20 protein-coding genes are annotated in these 18,901 nt (G+C 53.9%); 2 read left to right on the top strand and 18 right to left on the bottom strand.

The window, feature by feature from the left end; translation table 11 throughout:
- Window position 1 precedes the first annotated feature (1 nt).
- The 11 genes from CJP46_RS00180 to CJP46_RS00130 form a co-directional block, all read right to left on the bottom strand.
- Complete coding sequence (locus CJP46_RS00180; protein ID WP_094593603.1) at window positions 2–1,624, bottom strand: LTA synthase family protein; 1,623 nt, start codon at window positions 1,622–1,624, stop codon at window positions 2–4.
- 206 nt (window positions 1,625–1,830) lie between these two features.
- Window positions 1,831–2,172: a DUF1801 domain-containing protein gene (locus tag CJP46_RS00175; RefSeq protein WP_094593602.1), complete on the bottom strand. Its 342-nt coding sequence runs from the start codon at window positions 2,170–2,172 to the stop codon at window positions 1,831–1,833.
- 41 nt (window positions 2,173–2,213) lie between these two features.
- Window positions 2,214–2,660, bottom strand: a complete 447-nt coding sequence (locus tag CJP46_RS00170) for a YciI family protein (RefSeq protein WP_094593601.1) — start codon at window positions 2,658–2,660, stop codon at window positions 2,214–2,216.
- A 117-nt stretch (window positions 2,661–2,777) separates the two neighbouring features.
- On the bottom strand, window positions 2,778–4,043 hold the full coding sequence (locus CJP46_RS00165; protein WP_094593600.1) for an RNA polymerase sigma factor: 1,266 nt from the start codon (window positions 4,041–4,043) through the stop codon (window positions 2,778–2,780).
- A complete protein-coding gene (locus CJP46_RS00160; RefSeq protein WP_094593599.1) occupies window positions 4,040–4,474 on the bottom strand; it encodes a YciI family protein in 435 nt (144 codons plus the stop codon). Before CJP46_RS00160 ends, CJP46_RS00165 begins: the two co-directional genes overlap by 4 nt.
- A gap of 171 nt (window positions 4,475–4,645) precedes the next feature.
- Window positions 4,646–5,473 (bottom strand): alpha/beta fold hydrolase, encoded by an 828-nt coding sequence (locus tag CJP46_RS00155; protein ID WP_094593598.1) that lies wholly within the window; start codon window positions 5,471–5,473, stop codon window positions 4,646–4,648.
- 344 nt (window positions 5,474–5,817) lie between these two features.
- The gene (locus CJP46_RS00150) at window positions 5,818–6,423 is read right to left on the bottom strand and encodes a hypothetical protein (protein ID WP_094593597.1); all 606 of its coding nucleotides are present in this window, start codon (window positions 6,421–6,423) and stop codon (window positions 5,818–5,820) included.
- The gene (locus CJP46_RS00145) at window positions 6,420–8,168 is read right to left on the bottom strand and encodes a sensor histidine kinase (protein WP_094593596.1); all 1,749 of its coding nucleotides are present in this window, start codon (window positions 8,166–8,168) and stop codon (window positions 6,420–6,422) included. The genes CJP46_RS00150 and CJP46_RS00145 overlap by 4 nt, the downstream gene beginning before the upstream one ends.
- Entirely contained in the window at window positions 8,165–8,845 is a 681-nt protein-coding gene (locus tag CJP46_RS00140) for a response regulator transcription factor (protein WP_094593595.1), read from the bottom strand. The genes CJP46_RS00145 and CJP46_RS00140 overlap by 4 nt, the downstream gene beginning before the upstream one ends.
- Before the next feature lie 473 nt (window positions 8,846–9,318).
- The gene (locus CJP46_RS00135) at window positions 9,319–9,705 is read right to left on the bottom strand and encodes a DUF5684 domain-containing protein (RefSeq protein WP_094593594.1); all 387 of its coding nucleotides are present in this window, start codon (window positions 9,703–9,705) and stop codon (window positions 9,319–9,321) included.
- Window positions 9,706–9,844: 139 nt separating this feature from the next.
- The gene (locus CJP46_RS00130; protein ID WP_094593593.1) at window positions 9,845–10,195 is read right to left on the bottom strand and encodes a DUF5684 domain-containing protein; all 351 of its coding nucleotides are present in this window, start codon (window positions 10,193–10,195) and stop codon (window positions 9,845–9,847) included.
- A gap of 202 nt (window positions 10,196–10,397) precedes the next feature.
- Here CJP46_RS00130 and CJP46_RS00125 point away from each other — a divergent pair, with 202 nt between their 5' ends.
- Window positions 10,398–11,300, top strand: a complete 903-nt coding sequence (locus CJP46_RS00125) for a DUF4261 domain-containing protein (RefSeq protein WP_094593592.1) — start codon at window positions 10,398–10,400, stop codon at window positions 11,298–11,300.
- A 94-nt stretch (window positions 11,301–11,394) separates the two neighbouring features.
- Here the strand turns inward: CJP46_RS00125 and CJP46_RS00120 are convergent, their stop codons facing one another.
- The 7 genes from CJP46_RS00120 to CJP46_RS00090 all read right to left on the bottom strand — a co-directional run bounded on the left by CJP46_RS00120 (window position 11,395) and on the right by CJP46_RS00090 (window position 17,266).
- Entirely contained in the window at window positions 11,395–12,027 is a 633-nt protein-coding gene (locus CJP46_RS00120; protein ID WP_256992135.1) for a ferric reductase-like transmembrane domain-containing protein, read from the bottom strand.
- Window positions 12,024–12,977, bottom strand: a complete 954-nt coding sequence (locus CJP46_RS00115) for an FAD:protein FMN transferase (protein ID WP_094593590.1) — start codon at window positions 12,975–12,977, stop codon at window positions 12,024–12,026. Before CJP46_RS00115 ends, CJP46_RS00120 begins: the two co-directional genes overlap by 4 nt.
- 29 nt (window positions 12,978–13,006) lie before the next feature.
- Complete coding sequence (locus CJP46_RS00110) at window positions 13,007–13,327, bottom strand: hypothetical protein (RefSeq protein WP_094593589.1); 321 nt, start codon at window positions 13,325–13,327, stop codon at window positions 13,007–13,009.
- Between the two features lie 261 nt (window positions 13,328–13,588).
- On the bottom strand, window positions 13,589–14,524 hold the full coding sequence (locus tag CJP46_RS00105) for a ring-cleaving dioxygenase (protein ID WP_094593588.1): 936 nt from the start codon (window positions 14,522–14,524) through the stop codon (window positions 13,589–13,591).
- Between the two features lie 186 nt (window positions 14,525–14,710).
- Window positions 14,711–15,709 carry a type I glyceraldehyde-3-phosphate dehydrogenase gene (locus CJP46_RS00100; RefSeq protein WP_094593587.1) on the bottom strand — a complete coding sequence of 333 codons (999 nt, stop codon included), beginning with the start codon at window positions 15,707–15,709 and terminating at the stop codon, window positions 14,711–14,713.
- A 27-nt stretch (window positions 15,710–15,736) separates the two neighbouring features.
- Window positions 15,737–16,303, bottom strand: coding sequence for an NADPH-dependent FMN reductase (locus CJP46_RS00095; RefSeq protein WP_094593586.1), 567 nt, complete (start codon window positions 16,301–16,303; stop codon window positions 15,737–15,739).
- Between the two features lie 21 nt (window positions 16,304–16,324).
- Window positions 16,325–17,266, bottom strand: a complete 942-nt coding sequence (locus tag CJP46_RS00090; RefSeq protein WP_094593585.1) for an alpha/beta hydrolase — start codon at window positions 17,264–17,266, stop codon at window positions 16,325–16,327.
- 393 nt (window positions 17,267–17,659) lie between these two features.
- On the opposite strand from CJP46_RS00090, the gene CJP46_RS00085 reads away from it, so the two are divergent.
- On the top strand, window positions 17,660–18,748 hold the full coding sequence (locus CJP46_RS00085; RefSeq protein ID WP_094593584.1) for a low temperature requirement protein A: 1,089 nt from the start codon (window positions 17,660–17,662) through the stop codon (window positions 18,746–18,748).
- The last annotated feature ends 153 nt before the right edge of the window (window positions 18,749–18,901 follow it).

The following is an 18,901-nucleotide window of genomic DNA, read 5'->3' as shown; positions in this document are numbered from 1 at the left end:
CTCACTTCGTCGGATGACCTGCTTCAGGCGGCTTTACCCGATCCCTGCTTCCGTCCTTCCCTGCCTTTTGGATCGGGCTCGGCTTGGCCTTGGGTCCGGCTGGCCCGCCGGTCCTTGCCTGAATTTCCGCGGGGTTCGCTTCTGCCCCGTTGCCCGCCTTAGGCGCGTTGGTCTCCGCCGGCTTCTTCGGCTGGGGTTCCAGCCGGACTCCAGACCTGAGCGGCAGCCGCTTCACGTACCGGTCCGAGAGCTTCATCCGCTTTTGAATAAATTCGTAGTCCTTCCGATACCTCTCCGCGTTCGGGATGGGCAGAAGCGATCTGAGATCGTATGCTTTCCCATCCTCAAATCCGTTTTTCCCTGCGATAAACACGATGTCATCGTTAAAAAAGGAGCCGGCAGGCAGGTAATACCGCGATCCGACGATATTGTGATCGACGTTGGCTAAATCATGGCCGAACGCGGTAAATCCCTCCCGTTTCAAATCAATGCCCATCAAATTGGCCACTGTGGGCAGAATATCAACCTGACCCCCGGTCCGCTCGATCCTCTTGCCTTCGCGCTGGCCGGGCAGGTGGATGAGCAGCGGCACGTTGTACGTGCTGACTTGTTTATGATACGGAATGCTGAGCGCTTTACTGATGGTGGCGGGGTGATATAACTTTTTATGAAGGCCGAAATGGTCCCCGTAAATCACGACCACGCTGTTGTCCCAGAGCCCCGACGTTTTCAGCTTGTCGATAAAGGTCCCTAAGGCATAATCGGTATAATTGACAGCGGTCAAATAGTCGCCAAGGCGTTGATCGCCGAAGTCGGCAGGAAGATGAAGACGCTTGTTGGCTTCTTTGATTTTATAGGGAGCGTGGCTCGTCACGGTCACGAATTGGGCATAAAACCGCTTGTTCAGCTTGCGCATCGTTTTCATTTTACGGATACCGACCCGGAACAGCTCCTCATCCGACGCCCCGAACCGGCTGAATTTGACCTTGCTGAAATACGGCTTGTCATAATACGCATGGAACCCCAGTGCCGGATACAGTTGATCCCGGTTCCAAAAGGTCACGTCATTCACATGGAACGTAGCCGTGACGTAATTTTTCCTTCCCATCAGCTTGGCCAGGCTCGGGAGATTCCGGTTGGCATAGGTCGTGGACATGGCTGAAAATCCAGTGGGATAAATCGACGTATTGGCGGCGAACTCGGCGTCGGACGTATTGCCTACCCCGATTTGCTGGAATATGTATGGAAAATACAGGCTTTCTTTGGACAGCTGTTTTAATACCGGCGCAACCGGCTGGCCCTGAACCGATGCATTCAGCACAAAATTTTGAAAGGATTCCAGCTGGACGACAATGAGATTTTTACCCTGCCCGACTCCCCGAAATGACCTGGTGCTGCCCTCGGGAAGTTCCCCGAACGGGTAGGTTTGGTCGAGCTCCTGAAGTTTTTCGGGAATCGTTTTCTCGCGCTGGGGCTTAACCTCTTTTTGTGAAAGCGCATGAGGCTTGTGCTCGGAATCCAGCTTTCCCGGAGGGTTCCGGTACAGCAGGATCGCGCCTGCAATCAATGCAGCTGACAAGGCGGCGGCAATATAACGGGAATAACGAGACTTCAATCGGTTCATCAGCTCTTTAACCACTCCAAGAAGCAAGATATGGCGGTCAATTCTGGACCTGTTTTAGGGTGTCCCATCCTGCTCAAATGAATCCTCGATTTTGCGAAAAAACCAAAAAAACCCTTGGCATACAAGGGTTTGGGATTCTGTATCTCGCCGGGTACAGAATGCCGGGTATGCGCTACCCGTCATTGTCGTTCCCGGAAGGACAACCTTTACAGCGTCTCGGCAGCCTGGCTGAGCCATGCCGACAGCTGGCCGGCATCAAACGAATCCCCTTTACGCAGTTTTATCGTTTTTCTTTCCGCCGGTCCTTCAAACATGCCGTCCGGAAGGTCCAGCCCGTCCGCGTTAAAGATCGTAAAGCTGACCGCATCCTTCGAGGTTGAAATGACGGCGGCATACTTCCCGTTCTTCAAAAAATGGGGCTTCTTATACTGAATGCGCTCGCTCACGTCCGGCAAGGCCTGATGGACCACATCACGCAGACGGGTGGACAGCTCATTCTGCCATGGTTCTCTTAACGCCTCAATAAAATCAATGACTTCCTGACTCATATGTTATACGCTCCTTTGTTATCAATAGATTGGATTTTTACTTAAACATGTTTCTGCATCTGATTCAGCATATGGATCTGGTCCTGCAGGTCGGCTTCCAGTGCCTGAATCCTTGGATCCCGATCATCCCATGCCCGCTCCCTGAGCTCGCGGACATCCACTTCACCGTCTCCGTATCCTTCGGGCATTGGCATCTTCATGGCCCATTCCACTGCCTCGGCCGCCGTTGCAGCCTCGATCACGACGAATCCCGCAATAAGCCGATGATCCATCGGGAAAGGACCGGGGTCAACTTCCGGATTTCCGCCCTTGCCCGCGAGCCGGATCCGGACCCCGCTCGTGCTGGGCTGGAGCTCCTCCGCCGCAAGCAGCACACCCGCCTGCGCCAAGGACTTGCGATATTCGGCCATCGCATCCTCGAACCGGCGTGTGCGCGAAATACCTGCTTCCGAATACCCGTTTGACCTGACTACCAACATAAATCTCATCGATGTTTCCCTCCTTGTTGGAGGAAGACTTAAGGCTCCGCGTTCTCGCCTCTCTTATTCTTCCGCCTGCTATGACGACGAACGGGAAGAGCCGCAATCGACAAGCAGGATCAAAATTTATGAATTTTCTGAAGCGCTGCACTCTGCGGCCCGCTTCAAGAGCAGCTCCTGCTCGCGGCTGTTGCGGGTCAGGGAAGCCGCCCGTTCGAATTCGGAGCGGGCTTCGTCCATCCTTCCGAGCTTGGCCAGAAGGTCGCCGCGGACGCTCGGAAGCAGGTGGTACTCTGTCAAGGCGGGCTCGTGCATCAGTTCATCTACGAGCTGCAGTCCAAATGCCGGACCGAAGGCCATCGAAATGGCCACGGCCCGGTTCAGTTCGACGATCGGGGAGGGCGCCACCCTCGACAGTGCCTCGTAGAGGGCGGCAATGCGGGCCCAGTCCGTATCCGCTGCCGTGGGCGCCTGCGCATGGCAGGCGGATATCGCCGCCTGAAGCGCATAAGGGCCAAGCGGGCGGCCCAGCTTGCGGCACCGCTCGAGCGCTGCTAGTCCGCGGCGGATGAGCAGCCTGTCCCACTGCGCCCGATTCTGATCCATCAGCAGCACCGGCTCGCCGGATGCGCTGACCCGGGTTTTGAAACGGGAGGACTGAATTTCCATCAATGCCACCAACCCATGAACTTCCGGTTCTTCCGGGGCAATCTCGGCGAGAACGCGGCCCAGCCGCAGCGCTTCCTGACACAGCAGCGGGCGGAGCCAATGATCTCCGGCCGTCGCTGAATAACCTTCATTAAACATCAGATAGATGACTTCCAGCACGGCGCTCAAGCGCTCCTGCAGCTCCTCTCCGGCCGGAACCTCAAAAGGAACCTTGCGGCTGCTTAAGGTTCGTTTGGCCCGGACAATCCGCTGGGCGATGGTGGATTCTGCGGTCAGAAAGGAGCGGGCGATTTCATCCGTGGTCAGGCCGCATAACAAGCGAAGCGTCAGCGCGACCCGGGCATCCTGCGACAGGACCGGATGGCAGGTCATAAAGATCAGACGGAGGAGGTCGTCGCCGATCTCCCCGTCCAAATTCCGTTCCAGATCATCCTCGCTGTACAATTCCGTCGTCTGGGCCATCTCGGCGTATTTCTCATCCCGAAGCTTGTTTCTGCGCAGCAGATCGATGGCCCGCCGCTTGGCCGCCGTCATCAGCCAGGCTCCAGGATTGTCGGGAATCCCGGATTCGGGCCACCGCTGAAGGGCGATAACCAGGGCGTCCTGGGCTAAATCCTCGGCCAGCCCTACATCCCGGACCATTCGCGTCAGGCCGGCGATCAGCTTCGGGGATTCAATCCTCCAGATGGCGTCAATGGTCCGATGCGTTTGGGATGAAGTCACGCTTTTCTTTGCTCCTCCAGCTGTTGTCTGAGTGCGTTTTCCTTGGCGATCGCTTCCGGATTATCCGTCAGGTCCTCCACCTCAAACACCTGTCTCAGCTCAATTTGACCCTGGCCAAATCCGTGGGGATCCGGCATCCGCAGCGCCCACTCGATCGCTTCCTCTCTCGATTTGACTTCGATCAGCGTATATCCAGCGATCATCTCCTTGGCCTCGGTGAACGGCCCGTCGACCACTTTCGGCTTGCTTCCGGGTTCCGGATAGGAGATGCGGACCGCGCCGGAGCTCGGATGCAGGCCATCTCCTCCGAGCAGGACGCCGGCTCTGGCCAGTTCCTCGTTGTAGCGATGCATGGCATCGATTAACTCCGGACTTGGCAGAGCTCCCGCTTCGGAATCTGTTGTAGCTTTAACGATCATCATAAATCTCATGTTTTATTCCTCCTTGGATTGGGGTGAAGCTTCCTTCCGCTGCACTCTTCACAGCCTCTCTCATTTCAGCTTCTATGATTTCGACGAACGGGAGAGATTGAAATCGACAGCGGAGCTTCATTTTTTCAATTTTTTTTATTTTTTCGGTTTAGATCGGTTTTAGCCATGCTCTTACATACCGGATGCCTGCGCCTTGTCAGAAAAAAATGCCGCAAGCTCGGCCGATATTTTTGGAGCGTCGAGCTTTTTCGTATGACCGAGCCCCTTTTTGCTCAGCAGGCTGGCGTTCGGCAGGCCTTGAGCCAGCGCACCGGCGGCATGGCGGAGCGACAGCGGACTATCCGGCCCTTCCAGTACCAGCGTCGTCATCGTCACGCTGCTCCACTGTTCAAATGGCAGCGGTTTGCCTTCCCAGTAACCTTCAAGCAGTGCGGCATCATAGGGCAGCGTGTGAGCTACCGCCATCAGGTTCGCCCACACCTTCGGCATCATCCGCATCATGCCGACAACAAACCCCGGCGCCCCCATCCCTTTGACCATAAAATACTTGATCGCCTCGGCGCGGCGGCCGCTTCGGATCAGCTCCGTCACCTGCGGCAAAAAGTCCTGCGGCGGCGTGCGGTCCGAAGCATTGACCACAAACGGCGGTTCGTGGAGGGCCAGCTTCGTAATGGCCGCACCTCTGGCGGCAGCCTGAAGAGCCAGTACCGCACCCGATGACAGCCCCCAGACATACGCGGAGCCGCCGGCCGCTTCGATGATGGCCTCCAAATCCTCGATCTCGCGTTCCACGGCGTAAGGCTGGGTGTCTCCGCTGTCGCCCCGCCCGCGGCGGTCGTAGTTATAGACCGTAAACTGCCTGGACAGCAGCTCAGCCAACTGAACCTGTGCCGGAAATTTGCGGTAACTGAATGCTCCTGCCACCAGGATGAGGGCTGGCCCTTGGCCGATTTTATCGTACACGATCTTGGTGCCGTCTTTTGAAATTGCAGTATGCATAAGAAATATCTCCTTTTTCTTGGTCTTTATTAAGACGACGAACGGCCGGCTCCCCGATCGACATATCTTCAAAAAAAATTTTAAAAAAAACTTATTTAACCCGTCCGCATGCGGTCTATCATACGATTGCGCTTTTCATGCCCTATTGTTTTCGGCAGAGTATACCCGATTTCCTCTCCCTAATCCATGGAGTGCTAATGGCATCCCTGATTCCTGTTGGTCGCGCCAATTGATTTTTACACAAACAAAAAAGCGGCTGCCGGGAAGGATCCCCTGCATCGCTTTTCTAATCAGATATGCAACAGCCCGTTGAAGCTTCTTATTTCTCGGAACGATCAAACGGATCATTTTAACGTAATGGTTTTCTGCCAGGTTAATGTTTTGCCTTGATCGTTGGTGAACACGAATTTCACTTGGCCTTCTTCGCCTTTTAATGCATCGGGATAGAAGAAGCCCATGAACTGTCCGTCCCCGCTGATATAAAATCCGTCCTCGCCGTTCTGTCCGTGCTCAATCGCTTCCTGAAGCGTGTTATTGATTTGGTTTTTCGCGGAAACCCACTGCATTTCCCAGAGCATATATCCTTCCGGAAGCTTGTTAATGACAAAATCGAAGCTGTTGTTGCCCGTCGTCGGCTTCGGTGTCTGGTCGATAATAATCAGGATCGCTTTGCCCGCATCCGAATCGGCAGCCGATTGATCAGAGCTTCCTGCTGCCGTATCCTTGCTTCCGGTTTCGGCTTGATCCGCTTCTCCCGAAGGGTCCTTTGCGTCATTGTCTTGTCCGCCCCCTGCCGCCGGTACCTGTGCCGTTGAGGAACTTTCCTGACCCGCTCCGGCAGATGGCGAACCGCTATCAGTCACCGCCGTATTTTTCGCCCCGCACGCACTGGTCAATAAAAGTACCAGCAGCGCAGAAGCTAAATAGATCGTTTTTGTTGTATGCATCATGTGTCTCCTTTGGATTGCTTTAATGTAAAATAAAATGCCACGCCCTCGTCCGTATTCGCGGCACCAAAGTCTGCGTCATGAAGCTCCAGAATATGCTTCACGATCGCAAGCCCAAGACCGGTTCCTCCCGATTTGCGGTCACGCGAGCGCTCGGCCCGGTAGAACTGGTCCCAGATCCGGTCCAGATCGCTTGCGGCGATATGCGTTCCGGCGTTTTCGATCATCGTGGTGACCCGGTCCGGATATGACCGGTGCATCCGCACGGTGATCACGCTGCCCTCGACCGCATGCCGGATGGCGTTGCTCAGCAAATTGAGCAGCACCTGCTCCATCCGTCTGGGATCCGCCTCCACCCATAATTGTACGGCTTCGGTGTCCAGCTTTAATTTAAGATGCTTCTGTTCCAGCAGCTGTGCAAAAGATGCGGCCGCCCTCTGCGCTAAATCCGGCAGGGATAGGCTTGCCGGATGCAGCTTCACAGCCTTGACTTCAAATTTGGAAAGTTCCAGCATATCCATAATGAGCGCGTTCATCCGATCGGTTTCGTTTACGATCAGCGACAGGTACCGCTCCCTTTTATCTTCCGCTACCCCGTCCTGCAGCCCTTCCGCAAATCCCTTCACAATGCCGAGCGGTGTCTTCAGCTCATGCGAAATGTTGGCGACCAGCTCCTTGCGCAGCTCCTCGGACCTCAGCTTCTCCCGGAGTTCTTCCTGAAGCCGTTCATTCGTGCGGGTCAGTTCCTTCAAGGCCGCATCCAGGTTGTGGGATAACGTGATCATGTGTCGGGACAGATCCCCGAACTCGTCCCTGGACTTAATTTCCGGCTGCTTGGCGAAATCAAGCCTGGCCAAACGGGAAGCGGACCGGCTCAGCGTAATTAGCGGACGGGTGATCATTCTGGAATAGATCAGGGAGAATAGAATCACGAGAACAAGAATCATCGGCGCAATGACAATGTAATATTTTTTAAGAATACCTACCGCTTCCCCGACGGGCTGCATCGATGTCATCGCCATCAAATACCGGTTTCCGCCACTGTCCGTCAAGGGCTGCATCAGTACCGCATATTGAACTCCGCTCCACGGATCCTTCCAATTCTGCTGAATCTTCGATCCGCTTTGCAGTTTCTGCTCATACGGAACGCCCTGGCTGTTCCAATCCTTCAGTACATCATCAGCCAAAGCGTCCTGGTATAACGGATTGTACGACCGTTGTTCCGGCAGCATGAAGTCCGTCACCTTGCCGGTTACCCATGTCAAACCTTGTTCCGGATCGTGATCTGCCGGCTGAAAATCAATGGGCTGCATAACGGTATCATCTTCGTCCATGAATATGCCGTCGACCGTTAGCATCCCTCCGATCTGAATCCCGCCCGGAATGGCGTCGGTTGTCATCCCTTCCGCCGGAATGGGAAGGGTTACCGTCTTGTTCCCCGCCTGCAGCACTACATAGTACGGATTGATGGCGGACCGTTGAAATTGGCCGGACAGAACCCAGATGCTCGCATCATGCCCGTTCATGAATTCACCGAGCAGCCGCGAGATCTTCAGTTCATTTACCGGTTCCGTCTGCTCAAGCTGCCGGGCGAATTGCCCCATCCCGCGATCCAACGCCCCCAGCTTTGAGGATCGGTAAAACCGATCGAAGAACAATCCTTCCGCCAGCATAACCAGGGAAAACACCAATAAAATGAGCACCGATGTGACGGCGAACAGTTTAAATACAACGCTCCGCCTTCTCATTCGTCCACGTCGAATTTATAGCCCGCACGAATCATGGTCCGGATATACCGGCCTTCGTCTCCCAGTTTGGCTCTTAATTTTTTGATATGGGTATCTACCGTTCGGACATCCCCCAAGTAATCATACCCCCACACCGCATCCAGAATCGATTCCCTGGCCAGAACTCTGCCGTAATTTTTGATGAGGTAGAGCAGCAGCTCGTACTCTTTCGGAGACAGGTTCTTCTTCACATCTCCCACGGTGACCGTGTGTGCTGCACGGTTTACGGATAATGCCCCGTATACCAGCAAATCGGGAGTCCGTCCCACCGTTCCTTCCGTTCTTTTCATTAAGGCGGTTGCCCGGGCTACGAGCACCCTTGGACTCAACGGTTTGGTAACATATTCGTCGGCGCCGAGCTCAAAGCCCATCACTTGATCATCATCATCGGACCGGGCGGTGATGATGATGATCGGTACATCCGACTTCTCGCGGATCCGGCGGCATACCGACCACCCGTCCATTTCCGGCATCATGATGTCGAGGACGACCAAGTCGAAGGCTGCCTCCCCGAACTTCTCCAGCGCGATTCTACCGTTCTCCGCTTCATGGACGTCCCACTGCTCCTTTTTGAAATAGTCGGTAATGAATTCCCGCATCAGCATATCATCTTCAACCAACAAAATTTTTCGTCTCATCCCGTTCACTCCGTATCTGCCTATGTTGTGTGATGTCGCCGCTTATCCATGGAAGGGTCTCTATTTGATTCCATGTTATCACATGTTCTTGATCCGGTACGGAATGCCATCATGCACCGCAGCTTCAGCTAAGGCTCTGATTGCTGCCATCTAACCTTTAATATCTCTATATATCCGTCATTATAAAGGCACCCTGTGTACTTCGTGTGAACATGGAATGAACTTGCGTTGTGAATAAAGTATCCACCTACAAAACATGATGATGTGCATATCGATATGAATTGTTCAACATGAACGCCAAAACCGCCCCCTTTCGGGAGCGGCCCTGGTTCTTTCGTGTGCACTTTTACCTTCGGTTGTCCGGGCTGCCGCTTGTTTACGGATCATGCCCGCCTTGCTGAATCTACGAATAACGCTTTAGTTCTGTCGGTATGTAAGCAAGTAGCCGGTCAATGTCCTCGAACCATTCCTGGTTAAAAGGAAGCCGTTGGCCCCGGAGGAACCGGCGGGTTATACAGCTGGTAAGTCGTCTTGCTGGAGTAGCCCCAAACCATCCACAGAATCACATATACCGGAGCCAGGAAAACGGCGAAGAGAACATAGGCTCCGTTCTTGCCAAACGCGTTCAGCAGCTTCACCTGCCAGATAATACCGAACACGATATTGGCAATCGGAACGAAATTAATCAGGATCCACCATGCACTCTCTTTGATCAGCTTCAGCTGGAGAATATAATTCAAAATCGGAACAAACGCAAACCACGCGATATCGTCCCGGCCCGCCTTTTTGGCAAGCTGGAAATACGCTCCGCAAATGGCGATATAAATTGCTAGGTACAGCACACTCAATACAACGATCATCAAACATCCTCCTGAAAAATGGGTGTAAAGGTAAAAATGCACTTTTCCTTATTCGATGCGTTTCCTCAAATTCCTTCTTTAATTGTGCTTTTTTCGACATAAAACTACGTCCCCGGACCGATGTTTTTTTGGCAAGCTCCTAGTCCAGCTGGTATTCTGTACTGCTCGAATAGCCCCAAACGATCCATAAAATCGTATAGACCGGTGCCAGGAAGACGGCAAACAGCACGAAAGCGCCATGCTTGCCAAACGCGTTCAGCAGTTTGACCTGCCAGATGATCGCAAACACGATGTTCGCGACCGGCACAAGCATGATCAGGATCCACCAGGCGCTAATTTTAATCAGCTTCAACTGCAAAATCACGTTCAACACGGGAATGAACGCAAACCAGGCGATGTCCTCGCGGCCAGCCTTCTTGCCGAGCTGATAGTACGCGCCTGCTACTACAAAATAAATGATGAGATAAATCAAAATCAGAACTGCTGACATGGAATCCTCCCCCTCCGGACAAAACATCCCGGCCAGTGGCCTTTAATAACTTATTGCCGGCCGCCGTTTTTATGACATAAAGCGATTCGCCAGAAAAAAACACCTGTATATCCCTGTCCAGAGAAAACAGGCGGCAGCTGGAACGCATTGGAAAGATTCGTTACAATAGGAAGTTGAAAATAGTCGATAGGAGAAGAGGAACATGACGAGTGAGGTAGTGGAGGAAGAACAGGATTTTGGATTTTCGCGGGTATATGCGATTGAACTGAAGTATCGGCAAAAGCCGGCAATCGACCGAACCCGTCTGTATGCAAACATGGAGCTCTACACCGGCACGACCCAGCAGGCGGGAGAAAGCGAAAGGGCCGGGCTTGCGGTGTGGGAGCCGCACGAGTCCGGTCCGGATGATTTGCTGCACTTCTTCCACCTGAATTACATGATTTCTTATTCGGAAGGCGAGATGCCTGCGCAAACCAGCTTGATGCCGGTCGACAACCGCCCGGAGGGCGACTACGCCACTGCCGTTCAGCAGTCATGGCACTGGAGAGAAGCCGGCGAGGTCATGGGCGGATGCGGCTATACGCTGCTGCTGACCGACCTTATGGCTTCCGGCCTTGAGCCCCAGGACAGATTACGGCTGATCACAGGCGCCCTGCGGGCCGTACTAGAGACGGCTCCTTGCGATGCCGTCTACTTCCGGGCCAGCGACAAGCTTGTCGAGCCGCAGGCTTACCTGGCGGCGGTTGAAGAAGGCGCGCTGCTGTACGGCGCGATGAACATCCGCTTCTATAACGTGGAAGGAACCGGGAGCGGGCGCAGTGAGGGGCTGATGGACTCGCTCGGGTTGGCCGCGCTCGGAATCCCCGACGTCCAGTGCCACTTCTATGACCTCGACCCTTCCGAGCTGGCCGGCCAGCTGACGGATGCGGCTTACTATTTGTTCGGTCAGGGAGACGTGATCGAAGACGGCGAAACGATCGGCTTCACCGAAGATATGCGCTGGCGCTGCGAGCATCAATATGCGCTGGCCCAGCCGCAGCGCGTCGTGATCGACATCGATCCGGGCGATCCCTACTACGCCGGACGGCAGGCGAACAGCCGCTAAGGGCCTGAGCCCTGCGAACGCTGCGTATTCAACCACATTATAGCTTTACCAACCCAAAACAGGCGGAGTGCGTCGGCACTCCGCCTGTCCTATTTTAGCGGGAGGTTGGAATCTGTTTAATGCGGGTCTTCCCGCCTTCTTGCACCACGATCAGTTTGCCTCCGCCTTTTCTGCGCGAAGCGAGGATCCGGTTCACCAGCAGGACCAGAGCCGCCATGCCGGTCACCGCATACAGCACAAGCACGGGAGTTTGCCTGCTGTCACTTCCCAGCATGATCCCGTGGATCAACGCCATAAGATAGGTGGGCATCGCCAGAAAGTGAATCAAGCGCCAAGCTTTTCTGCCGAGTTTCTTCATCAGATCCGAGCTGATGATCAGCAGCAGCATCAAGTACAGCGACAAGATTCCCAGTCCCATCCACAACCGGTCTTCGCTTGCCTTAAAGGGAATCAAAATATCCGCCAGGGAATACCCGACATACCGATCGAACAGCAGTACAAGGCCGTGAACCATGCCGAATAACAGGCCGAACCAGCCGCACCATTGATGGACCATATTCAGCTTGGCCTTGACCGGTCCTTTGGCCCATGCCCCTCCCTGCAGCAGCCCTGCCGCGATGGAGGCGAACAGGAGCATATAGGAAGTCAACCCCGCCGCCCTCGTCGTCACCCATACCGATAAAATTTGACTGATGCTGCTGCCGAAATGATGAAAGATTGCCATCATCCCGCCTCCTTTCCGTTCTCCTGTCGATATTGCTCAATGTTACCCGCCGTCCGGACGGAGCCGTCTTCGCAGACCAGCACCGCCGCCGCAGCGGGATGTTTGCGCTCAAGCCATTCTTCCCCGGCCTGAAAGCCAAGGATCAGCAGGCATTTGGCATATACTTCAGCCGCCGTCAGCGACGGATGGATGACCGTGGCCTGTACCACATCCGTCAGGCTCGGCATCATCGTGCGGGGATCGAGGATGTGGTGCCGCTGTTGTCCATCCCCGTCCAGCCACTTCCGCTTTAACCGGCTGCTTGTGGCAATGCCCGCGTTTCTGCGAATGAAGAGAGAATATATGTCGCGATCCAAAGCGAATGGATCCGCGATGCCCACCTGCTGCGGGCGGCTCTCTCCGCCCCACAGCATCATGTCCCCCCCAGCGCTGACCGCCCCTTGCGCAATGCCCTTTCTGCGCATCATGCCCGCGAACTGCTCAGCGCTCCAGCCCTTGGCAATGCCTCCGAGGTCCACCGACCACTCCGGAGGCAGCTCCATGCTGCGGAGCAGCGGGTTCAGCTTGACCGCGTTCTCCGGACCAAAAGCGCCCAGCAGCTTCGCACAAGCCTCCGGCCGGTCGGACGGCCGCGAACGACTCGCCGCTTCCGCGGCCGTCTCCACGAAACTTTCGCCGTAGCCCAGTTCTGACAGGAGCCGTCCGAGAAAAGGATTGAAGAGGCCATCTGCCCTCTTGTAATAATCCACAGCCACGCTGACGGCTTCGAACAGGATCGGCGTCGCTATAAACGGCCTTCCTGCCGAACGGTTCAGCCGGGACAGCTCGCTGCCCGGATCGAAACGGGTCAAATGCTTTTCTACAAAAGCAAACCAAGACTCTGCTTCCCTTTGCTCCGCCTCTGGCAGTCCCTGCGTGACGAAATCCGTATTCATTGCCCTGAATGTATGCATCTTTGATCACCTCCGTCCAGCGCCTGCAGTCAGGAAGCGTGGGTGCGCATGGAGCCTTCCCCGCTGCCGCTTTGCCCGTTACCGAAATTCATGTCCGACCGGGATCGGCCTCCCATAAAGCCGCGTTCCTGTCCGGAAAATCCCGCGTCTCCGCCGGATGCTTCATCCCGCCATTGGTTTTCCAGATCGCCGCTTGAGTCGTCTTGTCCCGCACCGAAGATCGGGGAAGCGTTCGTTACGCTCCCAGAAGCATCCGCCGGACTAAATTTGGAGATATATCCGACGAAACCCGTAAACATGACCACGCCCGCCATGCCTGCCGTCCATTTGATCCATTTGGAATTTGCCATATAAAGACCACCTTATTTCAAATATGTTCATTTCCGTTATGCTGTCATTGTACGGGTCATTGGTGAAAACATGGTGAAAATAACGGTGACTTTCCATAAACCCGAACGTCCGGCAGACAGATTGCCCATAGGATTACAAAAAAAAGATGATCCCTGTCCTTGCAGGGATCATCATTGGCTGGCGTTCAAACCCGCCTCATAGGTTCATGTTCGCACACGGATTGTTCGCATGATATTTTATGCCGCCTTTACCGCCGTCAATCAACCTTTCTCGGTCGTAACCGGCTCCAGCCGGGCTTCAATGTCACCGCGCTGCGGTTCAAACCATTCCGGCAGCATCAGCTTCCGCCCAAGTGCATCCGGCGCTTCGTCCCGGGCGAAGCCGGGAGGATCCGTCGCAATTTCGAACAGGATTCCCCCGTGTTCCCTGAAATAGATGGCCTTAAAATATTGGCGATCCTTAATCGGTGTGACGTCAAAGCCATTGACCGATACGCGTTCTCTCCACGCTTCATGCTCCGCATGATCGCTTGCCCGCCAGGCGATGTGGTGTACGGTCCCCGCTGTGCCGTGTCCCGCTTCCATGTTCTCCAGCGGAACATCGATCAGATTTCCGAACTCGGCCGTCGACTGAAACCTGGCGTATCCGGCGTCTTCCCCGATTTTGGCCAGTCCCAGAATGTTCTCCAGCACGTCAATCGTCTTGGCATATGCCTCGCTGAACAAAACGGCACCGCCTAAACCCTTGATGGCCTGGTCATCCGGAATGCTTTCAAGCGGGCTTGCGCCTGAGCCCCCTTCTTCCCTCTCTACCAGCTCGAGACGAAGTCCGTCCGGATCAGAGAACTGCAGGTAGCTTTCGCCAAACCGCTCGCTGCTGGTTGCGTCTATTCCGAACCAAGCAAGCCGCTCCTGCCAGAAGTCCGTGGACCCGGACGGAATGACAAAGGTGATGATGCCAACCTGACCGCCCCCGATCCGGCCTTGCCGGGCCCGTGGGTACGGGAAGAAGGTCAGGATCGTTCCCGGAGATCCGGCCGGGTCGCCGAAATACAAATGATACACCGTTGGATCATCGAAGTTGACCGTCTTCTTCACCAAGCTGAGTCCGAGAATGCCGCTGTAGAAATCAATCGTTTCCTGAGGATTTCTTGAAAATGCCGTAATGTGATGAATGCCTGCCGTCCGTGTAAACATCTTTATCGCTCCTTAAGGGATTTTGGATCCCGATTTTTATTTCGAAATCATTTATCTTAAATTAAAGATATATGATCTTATTCTTATTGTCAATCCATTTTTCCGGAGTTCATCCAATCCGTCACTTTCTCAAAAAAATCAGGGCTGCCGGCACTCACCGGCAGCCCTGTCCCTGTCATTGCAATCCTATTTCCCTGCCAGATAAGCAGCGACCTCCGCCAATCTGGAGGCATAACCCCATTCGTTATCGTACCAGGTGGCGACGGACAGCATTTCGCCCTGCACCTGGGTTAACGGCAGGTCAATAATCGAGGAATGCGGATCGGCGACGATTCGCGACGAAGCCCATTCTCCTTCCAGAACGTCTAGAACACCCTTCAGCTCGCCTTCAACAGCGGCTTCCCGGAACATATTATTGATCTCCTGAACGGTGCAAGGCTTCTCCGTGATCAGGTTCAACTCGGCAATGCTGCCCGTACGCGTCGGAATGCGGTACGCCTTGCCGGTAATTTGCAGATCGTTCCAAATGAACTTGAGCGCTTTGGCGGCGCCGGAAGACGATGGAATGATGTTCTCGGCCGCGGCCCAGGAATCCCGGCGGTCCTTCATCGGCTGATCGGTTAACGATTGCGTGTTCGTATACGAGTGCACCGTGGAGAATAAGCCGTATTTGATCCCGTAGTTTTCCCGGACCAATTTGACGACCGGAGCCAGCGCATTCGTCGTGCAGCTCGCCATGCTGATGATTTTATGCTTCTCCGGATCGAAGCTGTCGAGGTTGATTCCTTTAAGCAGAACAGCGTCACATTCATCAAGCGTTTTGCTTGGTCCGCTGACCAGCACCCGCTTGGCACCCCGCTCCAGATGCTGTTCGGCGACCGGCCGCGTGACGGCACGTCCGGTGCAGTCGATGACCAGATCTACGCCGAGTTCGCCCCAATTAGGCATTTCGCTGGCCGAATTCAAATACTGGATTTCCCTGCCGCCGATCACGATCGTGCCTTCGCCGCCCGATACGCTCTCATGCCAGCGCTTGTAATTGGTGTCCACTTCAAACAGCGCCGCCAGCGTCGCTTCATCTTTGATATCGGAGATGGAATAAGGAACAAATAAATTTTGTTCCAGCGCCGCCCGAAGCAGCTGTCTTCCGATCCGTCCGAATCCATAAACCGCAATTTTACCCATAATGGCCTCCGCTCATGATTAAAATGGTTACTGCCCGTTCAGCTGCTGAGCCTGGTCGATCCACTGGATAAACGACCGCACGTAACGCTGTACATACCTGCGGGTCGTTTCATCGGTCAGCTTCTGGCTCTCCGGATCAACCTTCTCCATCGCCTGCGAAATATACATTTTTTGAAAAGGCATCACATGAGACTGGACGGCCTCCAAGGTTTGCCTGATTTGCTGCTGCGACAAAATCGTTCCTTTGACGCCCGGCGTCGCTCCGATGACCCCGGTCGGTTTGTGTATTAGTACCGCAGTCTTAGTCGGGGTCGAGGCCCAATCCAGCGCATTTTTCAACACGCCCGGAATGCCCGAGTTATATTCCGGGCTCACGATGATGATCCCGTCCACCCTTTGAACGGCTTCGCGATAGCGCTTGACCGGCTCGGGTCCTTCCTCGCGGTCCAAATCCGCGTTGTAAAGGGGGAGGTCCGCAATCGAGATATATTCATATTCCGCGGAATCCACGAGTTCGGGGATCGTATTCGCAATCATCCGGTTATACGAATGCTCCCTTAAACTCCCCACCATAATCCCTAGTGTTGTCGCCATCTCAATACTCACCGCCCCCGACTATTCTTTGAGCCAAGCATTTGCCAGTGCAATCGCACCTCTGGCAGCGGCCGTGTCCGCGAGGGCATTCAGCATGACAAAGTCGTGAATGATCCCCTGGAAACGGGCAGCAGTAACCCGCACGCCGGCTTCGCGCAGTTTATTGGCATAAGCTTCGCCTTCATCGCGAAGAACGTCTGCTTCAGCGGTAATGACCAGTGCGGGGGGCAAGCCTTCGAGCTGTTCGCGCGTTGCCCGAAGCGGCGAAGCATAGATTTCCTCTTTATCGCTCGGCTTCGTAATATATTGCTCCCAGAACCAGGCCATGCCGTCCCGGCGCAGGAAATAACCTTCGGCAAATTGATGGTAGGAGTCCGTGTCGTTGCCCGCATCCGTTACCGGGTAGAAGAGCAGTTGTTTATGAATGGCCGGACCTTTGCGTTCTTTCGCCAGCAGCGTGATGGCCGCGGTCATATTTCCCCCGACGCTGTCTCCTGCGACATATAGGCGGTCCGTATCCAAGCCGTACTCCTCCCCGTTTTCCGCCACCCAGGTCAGAACCGCGTAGATTTCCTCGATCGCGGTCGGATATTTGGCTTCCGGGGACAAGCTGTAATTCGGGAAGACGACGCATGCTTCCGCACCGACGGCAAGCTCCCGGATCAGGCGATCATGGGTATGCGCATTTCCGAACACCCAGCCGGCGCCATGGATATAAAGAATGACCGGCAGCTTTTTTGTAACGTTTTCGGGGCGAAGAAGTCTGACCGAAACCTGCCCGCTCGGTCCCCCCTCTACGGGGATATCTTGAATTTCAACCGGCAGCTTCGGGACGTCGCCCGATTGGACCTCGTCAACGATTTCACGGCCTTTTTCAGGTCCAAGATCAAACAAATACGGCGGATTGGCGGTATCCTGTGCGAACTTTAAAGCAGCGGGTTCCAAAATAACCTTCTTCGTCATATGTATTACCTCCCAGAGTTTACACTACGATGCGTAGTCTTTAATGAAATGCGGTTGATCCGGATAAGGCATCGGCATCCTGGATGCTTGTCCACCTGCTTAGGGTTCTAACATCTTTTGGCAAAGCTAGAATAGCATATAATTTTTTTCATGTATATAAAATTCTTATTAACTGAGTTTTTCTCTCTAATGTACAAAAAATTAGTAAAAAAGGTCGTTGTATTTACTTCGCCTTAACATTCCAGTACTTCCGGCCCACAGGCCCAATTCCGAAAATGTAGTAGACCGTGATTTGAAAATTGATATAATAAATTAATTCTTCGGATGAGCGGCGGCTTCGCTTGTAACTCATTTGATTGCATTCATCACATAAAGGAGGGGATCTATAAGGATATGATTGAAAAAAAGGTGACATGGTTGGAGCTATTTTACGATCTTCTCTTAGTCGCGGCCGTATCCAAAGCAACGCATGTCTTGCTGCATGCGGAACATGGGAACATATCCGTAGAATACCTGAGTAAATTCGTGTTAATTTTTATCCCGATCTGGTGGGGTTGGGTGGGACAAACGCTCTTCATCAATCGGTTCGGCCAGGATATTTTTGTTCACAGGGTCTTCATGATCCTTCAGCTGTTTTTTATTCTCGTGATGACGGCGAGCTTATCCCCTGACTTTGACCAATATTATATCCCCTTCTTTGTAGGATATATTGGCTCGAGGGCGCTGACAGCTCTGCAGTATCTTCTGTTACATCGGGCAAAAGCAGCCCATCAGCAGGTGACCGCCTCCTATTTGGGCACCCACTTTTTATTCGGCATCTTGATTTCGGCCTGCTCGCTGTTCTTCGACTCATGGATCCGGTATGCCGTCTTGTACGCAGGGATCGCCGTAGATATCCTGCTTCCCTTAATCGGGCGCCGGCATCTGGTCAAAACGCCTATCAATACGCATCACTTGTTCGAACGCTTCGCCCTGTTTACCCTGATTCTTCTGGGCGAATCGGTCGTCAGTATCCTTGCCGTGCTGCAGTTTAATCAATGGGACCTGTCATCCGTTTTGTTCGTCGCCTTTACCAGTCTGCTGGTCATTGCCATGTGGTGGCAGTACTTTGATAACATCGACAAGAAGATAAGCCGGGAAATTCAAACGGCCGGCCAAATGATTATTTACGGTCACTTATTCGTATATTTGTCCATGAGCATGATCGCAGCAGCCATTCAGCTGTTATACAAAGATCAATTGGATTATTCCTTTATGCTGGCATTCGTCTTTGGGTCTGTGCTCCTGTATTTCTTATCGACCACTCTGGTCTTTCACCGGTACAGACACAAACATTTGCGACTGAAGCCCTATCATTTGGCTGTATTGCTGGGGATCCTTGCTTGCTGCGTCGTGATTGACCTCATTTATCCGGTCCCTAATTACGCCATCGTCGGAGAGGTCATGATCTTCTTCATCGTCTATGCGAAAATCACTACATGACCTGTCGTTCATTTATAAGCGCATCTCTTCCAGTGGTATGACGGGGCAAACCGCTCTTTCACCAGCCTCAAACCTTCGAGGGCTCTCAATGCCTAAGGTTTTGGGGCTTTTATTATGAACGGGGCCCGATTCTTGACTCGGTTTAGCCACCGG

The organism is Paenibacillus sp. XY044 (assembly GCF_002257645.1).
Taxonomy (GTDB): domain Bacteria; phylum Bacillota; class Bacilli; order Paenibacillales; family Paenibacillaceae; genus Paenibacillus_AQ.
The sequence above is the reverse complement of the archived record's forward strand: the minus strand, read 5'-3'. Positions and strand labels throughout refer to the sequence as shown.